The organism is Pseudomonas entomophila (assembly GCF_029193575.1).
GTDB lineage: Bacteria > Pseudomonadota > Gammaproteobacteria > Pseudomonadales > Pseudomonadaceae > Aquipseudomonas > Aquipseudomonas entomophila_G.
Genome location: NZ_JARGCS010000008.1, coordinates 137,223 through 154,984, shown reverse-complemented (window position 1 = coordinate 154,984; position 17,762 = coordinate 137,223). Strand labels below are relative to the sequence as shown.

The following is a 17,762-nucleotide window of genomic DNA, read 5'->3' as shown; positions in this document are numbered from 1 at the left end:
CAATGGGCGCTTAATCGTGGAAGGTAATTCTCTTTATTCACACTATTTGATTTGGTTATACCAATGCGCACCGACCTCAACCTGCTCCGCGTCTTGCTGGCCGTGTACGAGACGGGCAACGTCACCGCCGCGGCCAAGCAGCTGGGCATCAGCCAGCCCGCCGCCAGCGCCGCCCTCGCGCGCCTGCGCCACTCGCTCAAGGACCCGTTGTTCATCCGCTCTGGCGCCGGCATGGAGGCCACGCCACGGGCCCAGGGCATCATCGCGCGCACCCGCGAAGTGATCGAAATCATCGACCGCGACATCCTCACCAGCCCGACCTTCGACCCGGCCACCTGCGAGCACGAATTCGTCGTGTGCCTGAGCGAGATCGGCGAAGTGGTGTTCCTGCCGCCGTTGTTCCAGCGCTTGCGCGAACTGGCGCCGCGCGCCCGCTTGCGCACCCTGAGCCTGGCGCCCGAGGCCCTGAGCGACAGCCTGCACGAGGGCAAGGTCGACGCGGTGGTGGGTTACTTCCCCGACCTCACCGCGCCGAACGTCTACCAACAGCGGCTGTTCTCCCACAACCTCACCTGCTTGTTGCGGCGCGGCCACCCGCTGGCGCGCGAGCGGCTGCTGCTCGAGGATTTCGCGCGCATGGAACACTTGCAGGTGCGCGACGGCAGCCGCCGCCAGGAGATGTTCGAAGCGCACCTGAACCAGGCCGGCATCCACCGCAACATCGTGCTGCAGACCTCGCACTACATGAGCGTGCTGTCGATCATCGAACAGTCGGACCTGGTGGTGGTGCTGCCACGCACGGTGGCGAACCTGTATGCGCACAATGTCAACGTGCAGATCGTCGAACCGCCACTGGAGATTCCCTGCTACGACCTGATGCAGTTCTGGCATGCGCGGTTTCAGCAGGCGCCCAGGAGCGTGTGGTTTCGGCGGGTGATCAGCGAGTTGTTCATGAAATGAGGCAAGGGCGGCGCTTGCGCAGGTCTGTACCGGCCTTATCGCGGGGCAAGCCCACAGGTACCGCGCTGCTCCTTAGGACGGCGGGTTGTCTGTGGGGGCTTGCCCCGCGATAGGGCCCGCCTAGCCCCTCACCTACCAGCGCAACAACCGTGGCCCCAGCAGCGCCCCCACGACCGTCGGCACCAGCATCCCCAGCAAGTACCACACGCCCCAGAACGGCACCTGCATCTCCGGGCAATGCAGGCAATAGGCGACCGTCGCCGTCGCCCCCGCCAGCAACCCACCCGCCGCCCCCGCCTGGCGCAGGCGGGTCGGCGCCAAGCCGCGCAGGGCCCAGAACACGGCGATGAACGCCGGCACGCAGAGCAGGCTGATGTTCAACGTGCAGGTACGCCAGGTACGCCCCAGGATCAACTCAGGCCGCGCATCGGGCGCAGCGCCCGCCAGGCTCAGCCCGGCGCCCAGCCACACCAACAGCAACGGCACCCCCAGCGCCACCCAGGCCGTCCCGCCCTTGCTGCCCGGGCGCGCCAGACGCTGGCTCAGGCGCAGCGCCAGCAGCGCCAGGCTCGCCGGCAAGGCCAGCTTGGCCCAGAACAGCGGCGTGCGCGCCACCTCGGCGAGGTCGCTGCGCACGCCGTAGATCACCGCTGTCAGCAACAATGCACCCAGGGCGCCGACCAGCAGCGCCACGCCAAAGCGCCGCGCCAGGGCATGCCGGTCCACCGGCCCCTCGCCGGTGGCCAGCAGCGAAATCAGCTCATCGGTCTTCATCGTTCTGCCTACCTCCAATCATGTTCGCCAGCGCCTTCAGGCCCCGGTGAATACCCACCTTGACCGCCGAACTGGACAGCCCGGTGATGCGCGCGGTCTCCTCCACCGACAGCCCCTCCAGCTTGACGTGAACGATCGGCAGGCGCTGGCGCGCGGGCAAGCGCTCCAACAATCGGCCCAGGTCACGGCTGGCCTCGCTGGGCGCCTCGTCGCCGGCGGCGAACAGCTCGCTGTCGTCCTCCAGCGGGTCGTGCAAGGCGTCGCGGCGAGCGTAGGCGCGAAAGTGATCGGCCAGCTTGTAGCGGGCGATGGCCTGTACCCAGGCAGTCAGCGGTCCTTGTGCATGGTAGGTATGGCGGGTGTTGTGCACCGCCAGGAGCACTTCCTGCACCAGGTCCTCGATTTCATCCGGGCGTTGCGCCAGGCGACGCTTCAGAAACCCCCGCAGATGCACCGCCAGCGCGGCGAGGAACGCCCGGTAAGCCCTATTGTCACCGGCCAACCCGCGTAACAGCAGCACCTGCAGCTGGGATTCGCGTGCGCTCAGCGCCTGCTGTTGATTAGTTCGTTGCATCGGCCGCCAGGGTTACACCCAGAGAGAGTCATTTCGTCGGCTTTTACAGTAGGGGGGCTTAGGAGAAATCTCAAAAAAATTTTCAGGACGCTGTAACCGGATCGCTGCCCACGGCGAACTACTCCATGAGCCGCCGGTAAGGCACCGCGGCCACCCTACATTTTCGGAGGCAACACCATGAAGAACCTGACCCTCGCCACCGCCGCCCTGGCCCTCGCTTCCCTGGCTGGCGCCGCCATGGCCGCTGAAACCGCCACCCCTGCCAGCGGTGCCATGGAGAAATGCTACGGCGTGGCCATGGCCGGCAAGAACGACTGTGCAGCGGGCGCAGGCACTACCTGCGCGGGCACCTCGAAGAAAGACTATGACGGCGCCGCCTGGAAGAACGTCCCCGCCGGCACCTGCACCACTATCAAGACGCCCAACGGCATGGGTTCGCTGACCCCGATCAAGTCCTGATCACGGGCCTGCGACCATGACTGCCATGCATCGGATGGGCGCCGGGCTGAGCCTGAAGGCCGAGCACTATGCCCAGGCCCTGGCCTGCGATGCCCAGGGGCTGTGGTTCGAAGTCCACCCGGAAAACTACATGGTCGGCGGCCCACGTCTGGCCTGGCTGGAGCGGATGGCCGAACGTCATCCGCTCTCGCTGCACGGCGTGGCGCTCTCGCTGGCGGCGGATGCCGAGCCGGACGCGGCTCACCTGTGCCGCCTGCGGGCGCTGGTCGAGCGGGTCACGCCAGCACTGGTGTCCGAGCACCTGGCCTGGTCGACCTGGCGCGGCCAGTACCATCCCGACCTGCTGCCCTTCCCGCGCAGCGATGAAGCCCTGGCGCGCATCGCCGCGAACATTTCGCGCACCCAGGACACCCTGGGGCGCAGTATCGCCATCGAAAACCCCAGCCACTACCTGCACCTGGACGGCCACGCCTGGGACGAGATCGACTTCCTCGCCGAACTCACCCGGCGCACCGGTTGCAGCCTGCTGCTGGACGTCAACAACGTGCACATCAGCGCCCATAACCTGGGCTTCGACGCGTTCGCCTACCTCGACCGCTTCCCCGCACAGGCGATCAGCGAAATCCACCTGGCCGGGCATAGCCACGACGCCCAGGGCAGCCTGCTGATCGACTCCCACGACGCGGCCGTCGCGCAGCCGGTGTGGGCGCTGTACCGCCACCTGATCCAGCGCATCGGCCCGCGCCCGACACTGATCGAGCGCGACGACCAGTTGCCGCCGTTCGACGCATTGCTGGCCGAGCGCGACAACGCCCAGGCCATCCTCGAGCAGGCAGGAGCCACGCCATGACCCTTACTCTCGGGCAATTCCAGGACGCTTTCGTCGAGGCGCTGTACCAACGCCCGGCCCCTGCGCTGGCTGCACTCACGGCCCAGCCAGCGTTCGCCGTGTACCGCAACACGGTGTTGGCCGGCGCCGTCGAGGCGCTGTGCGCCAACTACCCGAGCATCGAGCGGCTGGTCGGTGGCGACTGGATGCGTGCCGCTGCCACGCGCTACGCCGAGCACTCACCGCCCGACGACCCGCGCCTGGTGCTGTATGGCGCCGATTTCCCGGCCTTCCTCCAGGCCGGCCAGGCGCAACATGGGCTGGTCTACCTGGCCGACGTCGCCTGCCTCGACCGTTGCTGGAGCGAGGCCTTCAGCGCCCCGCTGGAGCCGGCGCTGAGTCTGGCCGAGCTCGCTGGCATGAGCGCCGCCGACCTTGCCCACGGCCACCTGCGCCCGCGGGCCAGTGTGCGTTGGCACTGGTGCGCCGAACACCCGGCCTACAGCCTGTGGCAGCACAGCCGCGAAGGCCTGGACTGGCCGCAGGACCACCCCTGGCTGGCCCAGGGCGTGCTGTTCAGCGGCCATGCCGACGCTGTCGCTCATCAGGCGCTGGAAGTTGGCGGCTGCGCCTTCCTCGATGCCTGCGCCGCCGGGCAAACGCTCGAACAGGCCTCGGTGCGGGCTTTACAGGCCCAGCCAAGCCTGGATTTCAATGACCTGCTGGGCCGGCTGTTGCAGGCCCAGGCCTTGCGTCCACTCACGTTCAGCTGAGGTGCCACCATGGACATCGCCCGCCCCAACACCCCGACCCACGGCCTTCGCCAGCGCTGGAACCGCCTCGCCGAACAGGTGCAGGCCTGGTTGGGGGACAGTGTGTTGTGCCTGGTGGCACGCCTGGGGATCGCATCGATCTTCTTGCTCTCCGGGCGCACCAAGGTCGAGGGCTTGCTGACCATCACGCCAAGCACCTACGAGCTGTTCCGCACCGAGTACGTGCTGCCGCTGATACCACCGCACGTGGCCGCGCACCTGGCGACCTACGCCGAGCACCTGTTCCCGCTGTTGCTGGTGCTGGGGCTGTTCACCCGGCTGTCGGCGCTGGCGTTGCTGGGGATGACGCTGGTGATCGAGGTGTTCGTGTACCCCGATGCCTGGCCGACGCACTTGTCGTGGGCAGGGTTGTTGCTGCTGCTGGTGGCGCGCGGCGCTGGAAAGGCCTCGCTGGACCGGGTGCTGGGGCTGCGCTAAGCACATCCCCAAAACGACGCGCCCCTGTGGGAGCGCGGATTTGTCCGGTGCCGGTTACTGCCCGGCCTGGCGCAGCGCCTGCTCGTAATAGGCCACCGATTGCGACCCGGACACCACATGCCGGCCGTTGATGACCATCGCGGGCACCGACTGCACCCCGCGCACCTGGTAGAACCGATCCAGCTGGCGAACCTCGTCGGCGAACGCCCCAGAGACCAGCACCTGGCGTGCGGCCTCGGCCTCCAGCCCCGCCTCGCTCGCCAGGCGCACCAAGGCGTCGTGGTCGTCGGGGTTCTCGCCCTCGATGAAGTAGCCGCGCAGCAACACACGCTTCAGCTCCCGCTGGCGCCCTTCCTGCGCCGCCCAGTACAGCAGCCGGTGCGCCGCGAAGGTGTTGCGAAAATGGCTGCGCTTGCCCAGGTCGAAGGCAAAGCCCACCTGCTCGCCCAACGCGACGATCAGCGCATTGCGCTCGGCCACCTGCTCAGCGGTGCGCCCGTATTTGCGCATCATGTGCGCGATCGCCGGCTCACCTTCGGGGCCCATCCCTGGGTTCAATTCGAAAGGCTTGTAGGTCAGTTCCACGGCCACCTCGCCCGCGAGGTTGACGATGGCCTGCTCCAGCGCCGCGATACCCAGGGCACACCAGGGACAGACCACGTCCGAGACGAAATCGACCTTGACCGTGGCGGTCATGACTGGCCCTCGGCGAGCTGTCTGCGGTAGGCCGTGGTGGTCATGCCGGCGTAGCCCCAGTTATCCGTGTCGACTTCCTCGATGACGATATGGGTGAGTTTCGGGTCCTTGTTCAGGACGCGCTCCATCGTGTCGGTGATCTCGCGGATCACCTGGGCTTTCTGCTCCGGGGTCACGCCGTCGCGGGTGATGCGCACGCTGATGAATGGCATGGATGTGTCTCCAGTCATGGCCCGGTCGGAATGACGGGCTGCAGGTGGAAACACTGTAGGAAGTTCACGGTCGTTGATAAATGGCGCGGCAGGTACTTCATTTGTACTTTCGAGTATCAAATAACCGTATTAACCCTGCTTATTCGTCATCAGCAGATTTAACGGCGCGCTTGACCGAATCAGCAACAATAGCGGCTTCTGTTCACCAACCAAGGATGCCTCCGATGCCTGGCGAAACCTCCCTCACCCAACTGCTCAGTGGCATGCGCCCGTCGCTCAACGAAGGCGAATACGTGTTCTGCAGCGTCCCCGACCTGGCCGTGCTCCAGGGCGAGGCACCGCTCGGCAGCTTTCGTGAGCCGCAAGGCCTGACGGTCATCCTCGAACGCATCAAGGCCGAGGCCCTGGGCCTGGCCTACAGCTACACGGCCGCGTGGATCACCGTGACCATCCATTCGTCCCTGGAAGCCGTTGGACTGACGGCGGCGTTCGCCACCGCGCTGGGCAACGCCAGTATCAGTTGCAATGTGGTCGCCGCCTACTACCACGACCATATCTTCGTGGCCACGCAAGATGCACACAAAGCCATGGCCGTACTGCAAGGCTTGGCCCAGGCCAACGCGCAATAGCACGACGGGCATGACCCATTCTGCAGGCCCCGCTGGTTTGCGCAGCGCCCCTGAGGCACTATCGCTGCATCGGATTGCCGTGTTGCCTTGGAGGCCCATCATGCTCACCTTCTCCCGCCTTAGCCTGTTGCTGTTGATCGCCGGTATGTTGCTGGGCGATATCGTGCTTGCGAGTGTGGGCCTGACGGGCGTGTGCTGCGCTGCGTTTCATGCCGAGCGACGGGAAGATCCACCCGCCGCGCCCTCGACCGCTTCGGACTTCATCGCTTAATCGATTGAGGAATGCCTGTTCAAGCCTGCTCGCCCCCTGCTTGCGTGAACGAGTAGCGACCGATGTCACTCGCGGCACAGCCCCGGTTCGCCTGAGCGCTGGCAGCCGTCGGGTGGGTCTTGGGTGCATTAATTCCATTTTGCCATTATCGTTCGGGCCAGCATTGGAATACGAAGGGCATCTGCATGGACGAACAATCGCGCAAATCAGGGGATTCGTGGTGGAGCCTCATCAAATGGATTGCCATTTCCTTGATGGCCCTGGGTGTCATATCCCCACTGATCATCCTGGGGGTCTACGCCCACAGTCTGGGTGGGATATCTCATGCCGTTGATGCATGGTCAGCGTTTGGCTCGCTGTTGGCGGGCATATTCACCTTGCTTGCCGCATTGGCCACCACCAGCACCCTGCTGCTACTCATCTATCAGCAAACGCTGACCCGGGAAACCACCGTCAAGCAACTGCAAGCCTTGACCTTCGATCAATACAACAATCATCGGCAAATTTTCATCCAACGCCTGAAAGACCTGGAATACCGATTCGATGGGCGGGTGAGGTTCAAGTCCTACGATGAACTCTATGGTTGGATCTTCCCCCTCAACACGCCGCTGAATGTGGTCTATGCCTCGTCCATCAACCAGCCATCAATACGCACACGTTCGTTGTCCACTTGCCGCCAGGCCTATGACGCGCTCGTCGAAGCTGTAAAACCTTCAGCGCCAGACACTTCGCTGACGTTGCCGACGCTCGTCAAGCAACTGGACAACCTCAAAGACAATCTCGGTGTGACCTACACAGCCAAAGCAGGGGAAACATGCGGCGACGTCACGATGGGAGGTCGCAACACAGGCATCAATATCTTCAACCCGGGGGAGGCCCTGGAACGCCTGGAGTATATTTTCAACTCGTTCCTCTTCTATTCTGGAAACCCCACCGTTACCACGTTGCGCGCCAGCCTTGGCGAGCCTGAGCGGCACCTGCTGGTGGGTCAGTGCCTTGAACACGCAGACCTGGAAATTCACAAGGATACCTACGGCCTGACCGAACACTTGCTAAGGCTGTATCACCTGATCGGTGAGAGGGACAACGATGGCAAACGCCCCCTAAGTATCTTGGAGTCTCGCGTCCATTGGTTGATGGAAGACCCCGACCGAGTGCAGGACTACGCACGGGATGCCGACAAACTCGAGAAGATCCTCAACGTCATGGAAGCCAGAATGCTGAGGTTGCCCGCGCCGGAAGGTGACGACGACCAGACCTACCGGCAAATGGTCGAGCGCGCGTGGTCCCTCCTCCATCAGATTAATCGCGTCGTGCGGCATAGCCGCAGGGATGCGGTACAACGGAACACTCAGCGGTAGTTCAAAAAGCGCCTCGCGCCCGCTACTCACTCACCGCCACGATCAAAGCGCTGCCCCGGTTCGGGGTGGCGCCAACCCATCCTATGCCGAAACATTTTGTTAATGCTCGCCTAACGCAAACCTTCTAGACTCCGCCGCATGCCCACCCCCATCCGCCTGTTCATCATCCTGCTGCTGGCCCTCGCGCTTCCCCTGTCCGGGATGGCGGGCGTCGAGGCGACCACCGAGCCCTGCCCCATGCAGGCCCTGGGCATGGCGATGATGTCGGGCATGGACCACGACTGCTGCCAAGACCAAACGCAAGCCCCTGACCAGCACCAAAAGTCGTGCAAACCCGGCCAGGCGTGCAAGACCAGCAGCACCCTGCAGGTCACCCTCGCCACCCCCGACCTGACCTTCACCCACCCACGCCCCACCACCCCCTACGCCGACAGCCTCATCCCCCCGACGCCGTCCGACCGCTGGCGCCCGCCGCGCGCCTGATTCCTTCGTAGACCCAACTCCGTTGCCCGGCCACCCATGGCGGGCGATGGCATGCGCCTGTGCGCTGGTTTTCTCAAGGAATCGTCGTCATGACGCCTTTACGTATTCACCCCGGGTGGCCGCTGGCGGCTGCCCTGTTGACACTGCTGCCGGTGCTGCCTGCGCAGGCGGCGGCCCTTTCCCTGGACGACGCGCTGCGCCTGGCCGAGCGCAACGCCCCTTCCCTGCAAGCACGCCAGGCGCAGGTCTCGGCGGCGCGCAGCGCGGTCATTCCGGCCGGCGAGCTGCCCGACCCACGCCTGAACCTGGGGGTGCAGAACCTGCCTATCGAAGGCGATGACCGCTGGAGCACCCACCGCGACTTCATGACCATGCAGGTGATCGGCCTGGCCCAGGACGTGCCCAACCGCGACAAGCGCAAGGCCCGGGTCGAGACCGCGCAGGCCGCCGCCGAGCGTGCCAACGCCGAGGTCGTGGTCGAGCGCTTGAACGTGCGTGAGGCCACCGCCCAGGCGTGGATTGCGGCCTATACCGTGCAACGCAAGCTGCAGCAGTTCGACGCGTTCTACCAGGAGAACCGCCTGCTCGCCTCGACGGTCAAGGCACGCCTGGCTGGCGCTGGAGGCGCCACGGCCGACACCTTGGCACCCCGGCAGGAAGCTGCGGTACTGGACGAACAAAAAGACCAACTGCTGAGCCAGGCCGCGCAGGCCCGAGCGGCGCTCAAGCGCTGGGTCGGCCAGGACGACGTCGAGGCCCTGGCCGGGGACTTTCCGGGCTGGAACGTCGATGCCCCCGCGTATCTCCACGACCTGCACCGTCACCCGCAACTCAACGCCTATGGCGCCATGAGCCGCGAGGCCGAGGCGCAGGTGCAGCAAGCCGTGGCGGAGAAGACATCCGACTGGGGCTGGCAGGTGGACTACCAGCGGCGTGGGCCTGACTTCAGCAACATGGTCAGCGTGCAGTTCAGCTTCCAGTTGCCACTGTTCCCCGACTCACGCCAGAACCCGCAGATCGCCGCACGGCGCGCCCAGGTGCGCCAACTGGAGGACGAACGCGAAGCGGCGCTGCGCGAGCACACCCAACGACTGGAAACCGGCCTGGCCGAATACCAGCGCCTGCAACGGGCCCTGGCACGCAACCGCGACACCGTACTGCCGCTGGCCGAACGCAAGGTCGACCTGACCCTGGCGGACTACCGCGCCGGCAACTCCACGCTGAGCGAGGTGCTGACAGCGCGGCGCCAGCGGGTCGAGGCCCGCCTGCAACAGATCGACTTGCAAGGCCAGTTGGCGGCCATCGCCGCACGGCTGTATTTCACCTATGGGGAGGCAGGGGCATGAAGCATTCGACCATCACCGTGCTGGTCGCCCTCGGCGCGGCGCTGGGCGCCGGCGCGGGCTACTGGTTGGCGCACAAGGGGCAGACGGCGTCGATGCCGATGGCGGGCGAACCGCAAGCGCTGTACTGGTACGACCCGATGTTCCCGCAGCAGCGCTTCCCTGCCCCCGGCAAGTCGCCGTTCATGGACATGCAACTGGTGCCCAAGTACGCCGAGGGCGCTGGCGGCACCGCCGAGGCCGAGACGGCGGTGCGGATCAAACCGGGGCTGCAACAGAACCTCGGTGTGCGCTTGGCCACGGTCACCCAGGGCAGGTTGGCGCGCACGGTGCAGGTCAGCGGCGTGCTGGCCTTCGATGAACGCGACGTCAGCGTCTTGCAGGCACGCACGGCCGGCTTCGTCGAGCGCACCTACGCCCGCGCCAGCGGCGACGTGGTGGCCAAGGGTGCGCCACTGGCCGATGTGCTGGCGCCCGCCTGGGCAGGCTTGCAGGAGGAGTACCTGGCCCTGCGCCAGGCGGGCGAGCCCTCGCTTCTGGCCGCCGCGCGCCAGCGCATGCGGCTGGCGGGCATGCCCGCAGCACTGGTCGACCGGGTGGCGCGCAGCGGCAAGGTGCAACCTGTCGTGACCCTGAGTGCGCCCAGCGCCGGGGCGATCCTAGAGTTCAACCTGCGCCCAGGCATGGCCGTGCAAGCCGGCGAGACCCTGGCGCGGATCAACGGCGTGGCCAGCGTCTGGCTGCTGGCGGCCGTGCCCGAGGCCCAGGCCCAGGGCCTGCGCGAGGGGCAGTCAGTGCAGGCGCGGCTGCCGGCCTACCCCGGCCAGGCGCTGGAAGGGCGCCTGACGCAACTGCTGGCCGATGCCGATGCGCCAAGCCGCACCCTGCGCTTGCGCATCGAGCTGCCCAATGTCGACGGCCGCCTGCGCCCAGGCATGACCGCCCAGGTCGACCTCCACCCCGACGGGCAGGTCGACGAAGCCCTGTTGCTGCCCACCGAGGCATTGATCCGCACCGGCAGGCGCAACCTGGTGATGCTCGCCGAGGACGAGGGGCGCTTCCGCCCGGTGCAGGTGGTGCTTGGCCAGGAAAGCGCAGGCCAGGTCGTCGTGTTGCAAGGCTTGCAGGCCGGCCAGAAGGTGGTCGCCTCGGGGCAGTTCCTGATCGACTCCGACGCCAGCCTCAAAGGCATCGAAGCGACCACCGCGCCGGAGGCCCAGCCATGATCGCCAAGCTGATTCGCTGGTCGGTGGGCAACCGCGTGCTGGTGCTGCTCGCCACCCTGCTGCTCACCGCCTGGGGCATCCAGTCGCTGCGCAACCTGCCGATCGACGCCCTGCCCGACCTTTCCGACGTGCAGGTGATCATCCGCACCCCCTACCCGGGGCAAGCCCCGCAAATCGTCGAGAACCAGGTCACCTACCCACTGACCACCACCATGCTCTCGGTGCCTGGGGTGAAGACCGTGCGCGGTTTCTCGGCCTACGGCGACAGCTTCGTCTACGTGCTGTTCGAAGACGGCACCGACCTGTATTGGGCGCGCTCGCGGGTGCTGGAGTACCTGAGCCAGGTGCAGTCGCGCCTGCCCCCCGCCGCGCGCCCGGTGCTCGGCCCGGATGCCACCGGGGTGGGTTGGGTCTACCAATACGCGCTGGTCGACCGCAGCGGCGGGCACGACCTCGCGCAACTGCGCGGCCTGCAGGACTGGTTCCTGCGCTTCGAGCTCAAGACCCTGGCGGATGTCGCCGAAGTGGCGAGCATCGGTGGCATGGTCAAGCAATACCAGGTTCAGCTCGACCCGCTGCGCATGGCGGCCCTGGGCATCACCCAGGCGCAGGTGGCCGACGCGGTCGGCAAGGCCAACCAGGAAACCGGCGGCGGCGTGCTGGAACAGGGCGAGGCCGAGTACATGGTGCGCGCTTCCGGCTACCTGAAGTCGCTGGACGACCTGCGCGCCATCCCCTTGCGCCTGAATGGCAACGCCAGCCCGGTGAGCCTGGGCGATGTCGCCACCGTGCAGCTCGGCCCCGAGGGGCGACGCGGCATTGGCGAGCTGGACGGCCAGGGCGAGGCGGTGGGCGGGGTGATCGTGCTGCGCAGCGGCAAGAACGCTCGCGAAGCCATCGCGCGGGTCAAGGACAAGCTCGAAACCCTGAAGAAAAGCCTGCCCGCCGGGGTCGAGCTGGTCACCACCTACGACCGCAGCCAGTTGATCGACCGCGCCGTGGACAACCTCAGCCACAAGCTGATCGAAGAGTTCATCGTGGTGGCGCTGGTGTGCGCGGCGTTTCTCTGGCACCTGCGCTCGTCACTGGTGGTGATCGTCTCGCTGCCGGTGGGGGTGCTGATCGCGCTGATCGTCATGCGTCACCAAGGCATCAACGCCAACATCATGTCGCTGGGCGGTATCGCCATCGCCATCGGTGCCATGGTCGATGCCGCCGTGGTGATGATCGAGAACGCCCACAAGCACGTCGAAGCCTGGCATGAGCGTCACCCCGGCCAGGCGCTGCGCGGCGAACAGCATTGGCGGGTGATGACCGAAGCGGCGGTCGAGGTGGGCCCGGCGCTGTTCTTCAGCCTGATGATCATCACCTTGTCGTTCGTGCCGGTGTTCACCTTGCAAGCCCAGGAAGGCCGGCTGTTCGCGCCGCTGGCGTTCACCAAGACCTACGCCATGGCCGCCGCCGCGGGGCTGGCGGTGACCCTGGTGCCGGTGCTGATGGGCTACTGGATTCGCGGCCCACTGCCGGCCGAGCAGCGCAATCCGCTCAACCGTGGGCTGATCCGCCTGTACCGCCCGGCACTCGAGGCGGTGCTGCGCAGGCCCGGGCTGACGTTGCTCGGCGCGCTGGCGATCCTGCTCAGCAGCCTGTGGCCGTTGAGCCAGGTGGGTGGCGAGTTCCTGCCGCCGCTGGACGAGGGCGACCTGCTGTACATGCCCTCGGCGCTGCCCGGCCTGTCGGTGCAAAAGGCCAGCGAGCTGCTGCAACGCACCGACCGGCTCATCCGCACGGTGCCGGAAGTGGCCAGCGTGTTTGGCAAGGCCGGGCGCGCCGAGTCGGCCACCGACCCGGCGCCGCTGGAGATGTTCGAGACCGTCGTGCGCTTGAAACCCAAGACGCAGTGGCGCCCGGGGATGACCAGCGAAAAGCTGGTGGAGGCGTTGGACCGGGTGGTGAAGGTGCCGGGCCTGACCAATATCTGGATCCCGCCGATCCGCAACCGCATCGACATGCTAGCCACGGGCATCAAGAGCCCTATCGGGGTGAAGGTGGCCGGCAGCGACCTGGCGCAGATCGACCGCGCCACCCAGGCGGTGGAGCGCGTGGCCAAGGGTGTGCCGGGGGTCACCTCGGCGCTGGCCGAGCGCCTGACGGGCGGGCGCTACATCGACCTCGACATCGACCGCCAGGCCGCCGCGCGCTATGGCCTGAACATCGCCGATGTACAGGCCATCGTCGCCGGCGCCATCGGCGGCCAGAACATCGGCGAGACGGTCGAGGGCCTGGCGCGCTACCCGATCAGCCTGCGCTACCCACGCGAGTGGCGCGACTCGGCCGAGGCCTTGCGGCAACTGCCGATCTACACCGCGCAAGGCGGCCAGATCACCCTCGGCACGGTGGCCAACGTGCGATTGGCCGACGGCCCGCCGATGCTCAAGAGCGAGAACGCCCGCCCCTCCGGCTGGGTATACATCGACGTGCGCGGGCGCGACCTGTCCTCGGTGGTGGCCGACCTGCGCCAGGCGGTGGATCAAGGCGTGCGACTGGCTCCGGGCATGAGCCTGAGCTACTCCGGCCAATTCGAATACCTGGAACGCGCCAACGCGCGCCTGGCCTGGGTGGCGCCGGCGACGCTGGCGATCATCTTCGTGTTGCTGTACCTGACCTTCGGCCGCCTCGGCGAGGCGCTGCTGATCATGGCCACCCTGCCCTTCGCCCTGACCGGCGGGGTGTGGTTGCTGTACCTGATGGGGTTCAACCTGTCGGTGGCCACGGGGGTCGGCTTCATCGCCCTGGCGGGCGTGGCGGCGGAGTTCGGGGTGATCATGCAGATCTACCTGAACAACGCCTGGGCCGAGCGCGAGGCCCGGGGTGAGCGCACGCCGCAGGCGTTGCTCGAAGCCATCCGCCATGGCGCGGTGCAGCGCATCCGGCCGAAGGCGATGACGGTGGCGGTGATCGTCGCCGGGTTGCTGCCGATCCTCTGGAGCAGCGGCACGGGCAGCGAGGTGATGAGCCGGATCGCGGTGCCGATGGTCGGGGGGATGCTGACGGCGCCGCTGCTGTCGTTGTTCATCATTCCGGCGGTCTATTGGCTGTGGCGGCGCCGGGGCCTGAACGGCCAGTAAACGCCATCGCGGGGCAAGCCCACTCAAGGATCACACCACACCTGAGCGGGTTTGCCCCGCGATCGGGCCGGTAGTTTCGCAATAAACAAAATAAAAATAACCCTTACAGCCAAATGAAATAAGAAATAACTGGCAATAGGTTCAATAATGGCAAATTGGCATTATTGCCAATCCACTCTTAAAGTTTTTACGGCAACGCTCCACCACTGCCCAAAACCGCAAGGAGTGCACCATGCTTAACACGACGTTAGCCATTCATTATCTCGCCACCCCCGGCACCGACGAACCCCTGCTCCCTGGCAGCGATGTCATGGGCCTGGGTTATAACCTGCAAGGTGAATTCGCCCGTGCCGAGAGCACCATCGGACAAGGACTGTTCGACCTCCCCGACACCGACTACAAGACACTGAACATCGAAGGCAAGATTTACCGCTATAACAAGTTGTTCGGCGTCAGTGCGGTCTTTCGCTCCGACTTCCACCAGGTCAAAGGCCAAACCATCGATATCTACCGTGAATCGCTGGGCCTGTCGGTAGGGGTGTCCGGCCGCTACAAACTGTTCTCCGCCTCGCTGGAAACTGCCTTCAGCAGCGAGTCGCTGTCCCACGAAGAAACCTACTACGACACCGTCCGCGAAGTGCACCGGCTCTGGCAGATCAATCTTCCGCACGCGGAACAATTGCGCGCCTACCTGAAACCCGAGGCGCGTTCAGCGATTGAAAACAATGACGTTTCGCCCAACGACCTGTTCGATCGCTTTGGCGCCTACTACATTGGCGAAGCGGTCATCGGCGGGCGGCTGGACTACAACGCTGCCACCAAGACGCTGCGCATTGAGGACAAATACAACATCTCAGTCACGGCCAAGGCCTCGTACCAGGCGCTGGTGGGCGAAATCTCCGTCGACAGCAAGTCTGAACTGGGCAAACAGATCGAGAACTTCCGCCAACTGTCCGAAACCAACCTCAAGACCGTAGGTGGCAAGCCTGGCCTGGCGTCGAAGATCTTTCACGACGACGACAAGCACAGCGCCTTCAACGAATGGGCCGCAAGCCTACTCGACTACGCCGTGTTCATGGACTTCACCAGCGAGAGCCTGGTCCCGATCTGGTCGCTGGCCACTGACGCAAAACGCCGTGACGCCCTGGAGGCGGCCTTCCCGTCCTGGATCGAGAGCAAGACCCAGCCAGTGCCCAAGGACAAGAAGGTCCTGGCCGTCAACCTGTTCCCAGCCATGCGTCGCGTAGGGACCGATGCCGGCTCCGGCGCCAAGCAGGACCTTTCGGTGTGGGCGCCGAGCACCGACCAGGGCAACCGCTACACCGGGCAGTTCGCCCAGCGCAACCACAGCAGCGCCGCCGATGGCCGTAGCGCGCTGCTGCGTGATCTCTACGAGCTGGGCTTCCTCAAGGCGCCCATGGACTTCGTGCAGGTCTGGACCGACGCAGGCTCGGGCAAGTCGGGCTACTACGCCTGCTGGCGCCCGGTCCCGCCTGCCGGGTATCGCGCGCTGGGCGACATCATGGTGCTGGGCACCAGCGACTACTCCATTCCCGAGGACATCAAGAAGGGGCTGGTCTGCGTGCATGAGAGCCTGTGCCGCGACATCAACCTGAAGGACATCAGTTCACAGGCCATCTGGAACGACGCAGGCTCTGGCGCCCGCCAGGACGTCACCCTGTGGAAGGTGGTGCCTGAGAACGGCGACCTCACCGTGCAGGTCGGCAACTTCGTCGGGGTGGGGCATTACGACAACATCACCCAGGCCGACATCGACAGGATGAAGGGGGTGATTGGCGTGTTGCTGGCCAACTACACCGTCAAATTGGGCGCTGATCAGTAACGTTCGTTGACCTTGCCGGCCCTATCGCGGGGCACGTCGGATCGCCCCGCGATGAGGCTACACCCGGTTGGCATCTAGACTCTTTGGCACACAGTCACTCGCATCACCCCGACCAGAGCAGGCCCCCATGGAACTCAGCAAATTCTTCAGCGTCAGCAAACACTCCCTGGACAATTTGAAGACCTCTACGCTGTGGTTCTCCTCGCCCCATGACTTCAACGACCCGTTCGAGGGGCGAGTGGCAGTCAAGAAGGTCTACTCGCAAGACACCTTTGCCAGCCGACGCGAAGTCGAGGAGATCGTCAACATCAACCAGGACTACTTTCACGACAAGAACCGCGAGTTTCACGACCACCTCGTCAGCCTGGCAACGCTGGAAGAGAAAATCGAATTCATCTTCAACGTGTGGGGGCACACCCTGCGCACCCTCCACATGGATTACATCGCCGAGGACGGCTACTGCTGTTTCTGCCGCCGCGACAGGACCTTCGCCAAGAACCAGCTCATGTGGTCGCACTACGCCAACGGGCTGCGAGGTTTCTGCCTGGTCTTCGACAAGGTCACGCTGCACCAGTCGCTCCAGACGCTGAACCAGCAGGACACCTTGATCATCGAGCCTGTCGAATACCGCAATGCACTGCCGGAGATCGATATCCACCAGCACATGACCCACCATTTCAAGCCCAGCGAACTGCTTGGCGACCTGGTCGCCGAGTTCATCATCAAAAGCCGCTCGACGAAGTCCCGAGCCTGGCGCCACGAGCGGGAGTATCGGGCCATTTCCAGCAGCACCGGGCTGCACAGCTATGCGCCCGAAGCGGTCAGGAAAATACTGATCGGGGAAAAGATGCCCCAAGCGCAGCGACGCAAGATCGAAGCCATTGCCCGCACCGTCTATAGCGGTGCGCACATCGAGCATGTGCGGCTGGACAAAGACAGCTATCAACTGAAGATCGTTCTCTGACGGCCACCCCGGCGAGCAGGGCAGCACCGGCCACCGCCGAAAGATCCTGCTGCTGGCCCTCGCGCCTCCCCTCTCCGGGACGCTGCTGCCTGCCCAGGCAGCGGCCCTTTCCCTGGGCGACGCAATCCTCGCCCCACAATCCCATTCACGCTAAAGTCCCCCAGCCAAGGACCCGTCCACCCAAGGAGCCCCACCCGTGACCAGCCCCGTGACCATCTTCTACCTGGAGATGACCTCCCCCAGCGAACTCAAGGCCAAGCCAGCGCGCGCCGACCTGCAGATCATCGAGTGCGAGATCCCGCAGCCGCAGCTGAACCGCTTCCTTTATCAACTGGTAGGCGCCGCCTGGAACTGGACCGACCTCAACCGCTGGAGCGACGCCCAGTGGCAGGCGCTGGTGGAGCAGCCGGGCCACCGCACCTGGGTTGCCTACCACCGTGGTGCGATCGCCGGCTATTTCGAGCTGTACCGACCAGACGGCCATGAGGTGGAGATCCGCTATTTCGGCCTGGCACCGCAGTTTTTCGACCAGGGTTTCGGCGGCGTGCTGCTGAGCGAGGCCATCGCCCGCGCCTGGGAGTGGCCGGGCACGCGGCGGGTGTGGGTGCACACCTGCAGCCTGGACCACCCGGCGGCGCTGGCCAATTACCAGGCGCGGGGAATGCGGATGTACAAGGAAGAGGTGGAGTGAAATCGCCGGTGAGCGGATGGCCCTAACGGCCGCATCGCGGGGCAAGCCCCCAGGTACCGCGTGGCCCGT

The 17,762-nt window shown here is 65.5% G+C and carries 18 protein-coding genes and 1 pseudogene; 15 read left to right on the top strand and 4 right to left on the bottom strand.

Annotation, left to right across the window (positions count from 1 at the left end):
* Positions 1-63 precede the first annotated feature (63 nt).
* Positions 64-960, top strand: a complete 897-nt coding sequence (locus P0Y43_RS02320) for a LysR family transcriptional regulator (protein WP_275635681.1) — start codon at positions 64-66, stop codon at positions 958-960.
* Positions 961-1,092: 132 nt separating this feature from the next.
* Here the strand turns inward: P0Y43_RS02320 and P0Y43_RS02315 are convergent, their stop codons facing one another.
* Complete coding sequence (locus P0Y43_RS02315) at positions 1,093-1,734, bottom strand: DUF1109 domain-containing protein (RefSeq protein WP_275635680.1); 642 nt, start codon at positions 1,732-1,734, stop codon at positions 1,093-1,095.
* Positions 1,721-2,308: a sigma-70 family RNA polymerase sigma factor gene (locus P0Y43_RS02310; RefSeq protein ID WP_275635679.1), complete on the bottom strand. Its 588-nt coding sequence runs from the start codon at positions 2,306-2,308 to the stop codon at positions 1,721-1,723. The genes P0Y43_RS02315 and P0Y43_RS02310 overlap by 14 nt, the downstream gene beginning before the upstream one ends.
* Before the next feature lie 177 nt (positions 2,309-2,485).
* On the opposite strand from P0Y43_RS02310, the gene P0Y43_RS02305 reads away from it, so the two are divergent.
* The 4 genes from P0Y43_RS02305 to P0Y43_RS02290 are packed head-to-tail and all read left to right on the top strand — an operon-like array spanning position 2,486 to position 4,846.
* Entirely contained in the window at positions 2,486-2,767 is a 282-nt protein-coding gene (locus tag P0Y43_RS02305) for a BufA1 family periplasmic bufferin-type metallophore (protein ID WP_275635678.1), read from the top strand.
* Positions 2,768-2,783: 16 nt separating this feature from the next.
* Entirely contained in the window at positions 2,784-3,617 is an 834-nt protein-coding gene (gene bufB / locus P0Y43_RS02300; RefSeq protein ID WP_275635677.1) for an MNIO family bufferin maturase, read from the top strand.
* Positions 3,614-4,369, top strand: a complete 756-nt coding sequence (locus tag P0Y43_RS02295) for a DNA-binding domain-containing protein (RefSeq protein WP_275635676.1) — start codon at positions 3,614-3,616, stop codon at positions 4,367-4,369. The genes bufB and P0Y43_RS02295 overlap by 4 nt, the downstream gene beginning before the upstream one ends.
* A gap of 9 nt (positions 4,370-4,378) precedes the next feature.
* Complete coding sequence (locus tag P0Y43_RS02290) at positions 4,379-4,846, top strand: DoxX family protein (protein ID WP_275635675.1); 468 nt, start codon at positions 4,379-4,381, stop codon at positions 4,844-4,846.
* Between the two features lie 54 nt (positions 4,847-4,900).
* On the opposite strand, the gene P0Y43_RS02285 is transcribed toward P0Y43_RS02290, so the two are convergent.
* A complete protein-coding gene (locus tag P0Y43_RS02285) occupies positions 4,901-5,542 on the bottom strand; it encodes a DsbA family oxidoreductase (RefSeq protein ID WP_275635674.1) in 642 nt (213 codons plus the stop codon).
* Positions 5,539-5,754: a tautomerase family protein gene (locus P0Y43_RS02280; protein WP_275635673.1), complete on the bottom strand. Its 216-nt coding sequence runs from the start codon at positions 5,752-5,754 to the stop codon at positions 5,539-5,541. The genes P0Y43_RS02285 and P0Y43_RS02280 overlap by 4 nt, the downstream gene beginning before the upstream one ends.
* Positions 5,755-5,978: 224 nt before the next feature.
* On the opposite strand from P0Y43_RS02280, the gene P0Y43_RS02275 reads away from it, so the two are divergent.
* The 10 genes and pseudogenes from P0Y43_RS02275 to P0Y43_RS02230 all read left to right on the top strand — a co-directional run bounded on the left by P0Y43_RS02275 (position 5,979) and on the right by P0Y43_RS02230 (position 17,693).
* The gene (locus P0Y43_RS02275; protein ID WP_275635672.1) at positions 5,979-6,383 is read left to right on the top strand and encodes an ACT domain-containing protein; all 405 of its coding nucleotides are present in this window, start codon (positions 5,979-5,981) and stop codon (positions 6,381-6,383) included.
* Positions 6,384-6,483: 100 nt separating this feature from the next.
* Positions 6,484-6,654, top strand: coding sequence for a hypothetical protein (locus tag P0Y43_RS02270; RefSeq protein ID WP_275635671.1), 171 nt, complete (start codon positions 6,484-6,486; stop codon positions 6,652-6,654).
* Positions 6,655-6,839: 185 nt separating this feature from the next.
* Complete coding sequence (locus P0Y43_RS02265; protein ID WP_275635670.1) at positions 6,840-8,015, top strand: hypothetical protein; 1,176 nt, start codon at positions 6,840-6,842, stop codon at positions 8,013-8,015.
* Positions 8,016-8,153: 138 nt separating this feature from the next.
* Positions 8,154-8,498, top strand: a complete 345-nt coding sequence (locus P0Y43_RS02260; RefSeq protein ID WP_275635669.1) for a hypothetical protein — start codon at positions 8,154-8,156, stop codon at positions 8,496-8,498.
* An 89-nt stretch (positions 8,499-8,587) separates the two neighbouring features.
* On the top strand, positions 8,588-9,844 hold the full coding sequence (locus tag P0Y43_RS02255; protein ID WP_275635668.1) for a TolC family protein: 1,257 nt from the start codon (positions 8,588-8,590) through the stop codon (positions 9,842-9,844).
* Positions 9,841-11,064: pseudogene (locus P0Y43_RS02250) on the top strand (efflux RND transporter periplasmic adaptor subunit); the annotation flags it as partial. The gene P0Y43_RS02255 and the pseudogene P0Y43_RS02250, both read left to right, overlap by 4 nt.
* Positions 11,064-14,195, top strand: coding sequence for an efflux RND transporter permease subunit (locus tag P0Y43_RS02245; protein ID WP_275635667.1), 3,132 nt, complete (start codon positions 11,064-11,066; stop codon positions 14,193-14,195). The pseudogene P0Y43_RS02250 and the gene P0Y43_RS02245, both read left to right, overlap by 1 nt.
* Before the next feature lie 232 nt (positions 14,196-14,427).
* Positions 14,428-16,038, top strand: a complete 1,611-nt coding sequence (locus P0Y43_RS02240) for a Vps62-related protein (protein WP_275635666.1) — start codon at positions 14,428-14,430, stop codon at positions 16,036-16,038.
* 127 nt (positions 16,039-16,165) lie between these two features.
* On the top strand, positions 16,166-17,002 hold the full coding sequence (locus tag P0Y43_RS02235; RefSeq protein WP_275635665.1) for a DUF2971 domain-containing protein: 837 nt from the start codon (positions 16,166-16,168) through the stop codon (positions 17,000-17,002).
* A gap of 229 nt (positions 17,003-17,231) precedes the next feature.
* Positions 17,232-17,693 carry a GNAT family N-acetyltransferase gene (locus tag P0Y43_RS02230; RefSeq protein ID WP_275635810.1) on the top strand — a complete coding sequence of 154 codons (462 nt, stop codon included), beginning with the start codon at positions 17,232-17,234 and terminating at the stop codon, positions 17,691-17,693.
* Positions 17,694-17,762: the final 69 nt, after the last annotated feature.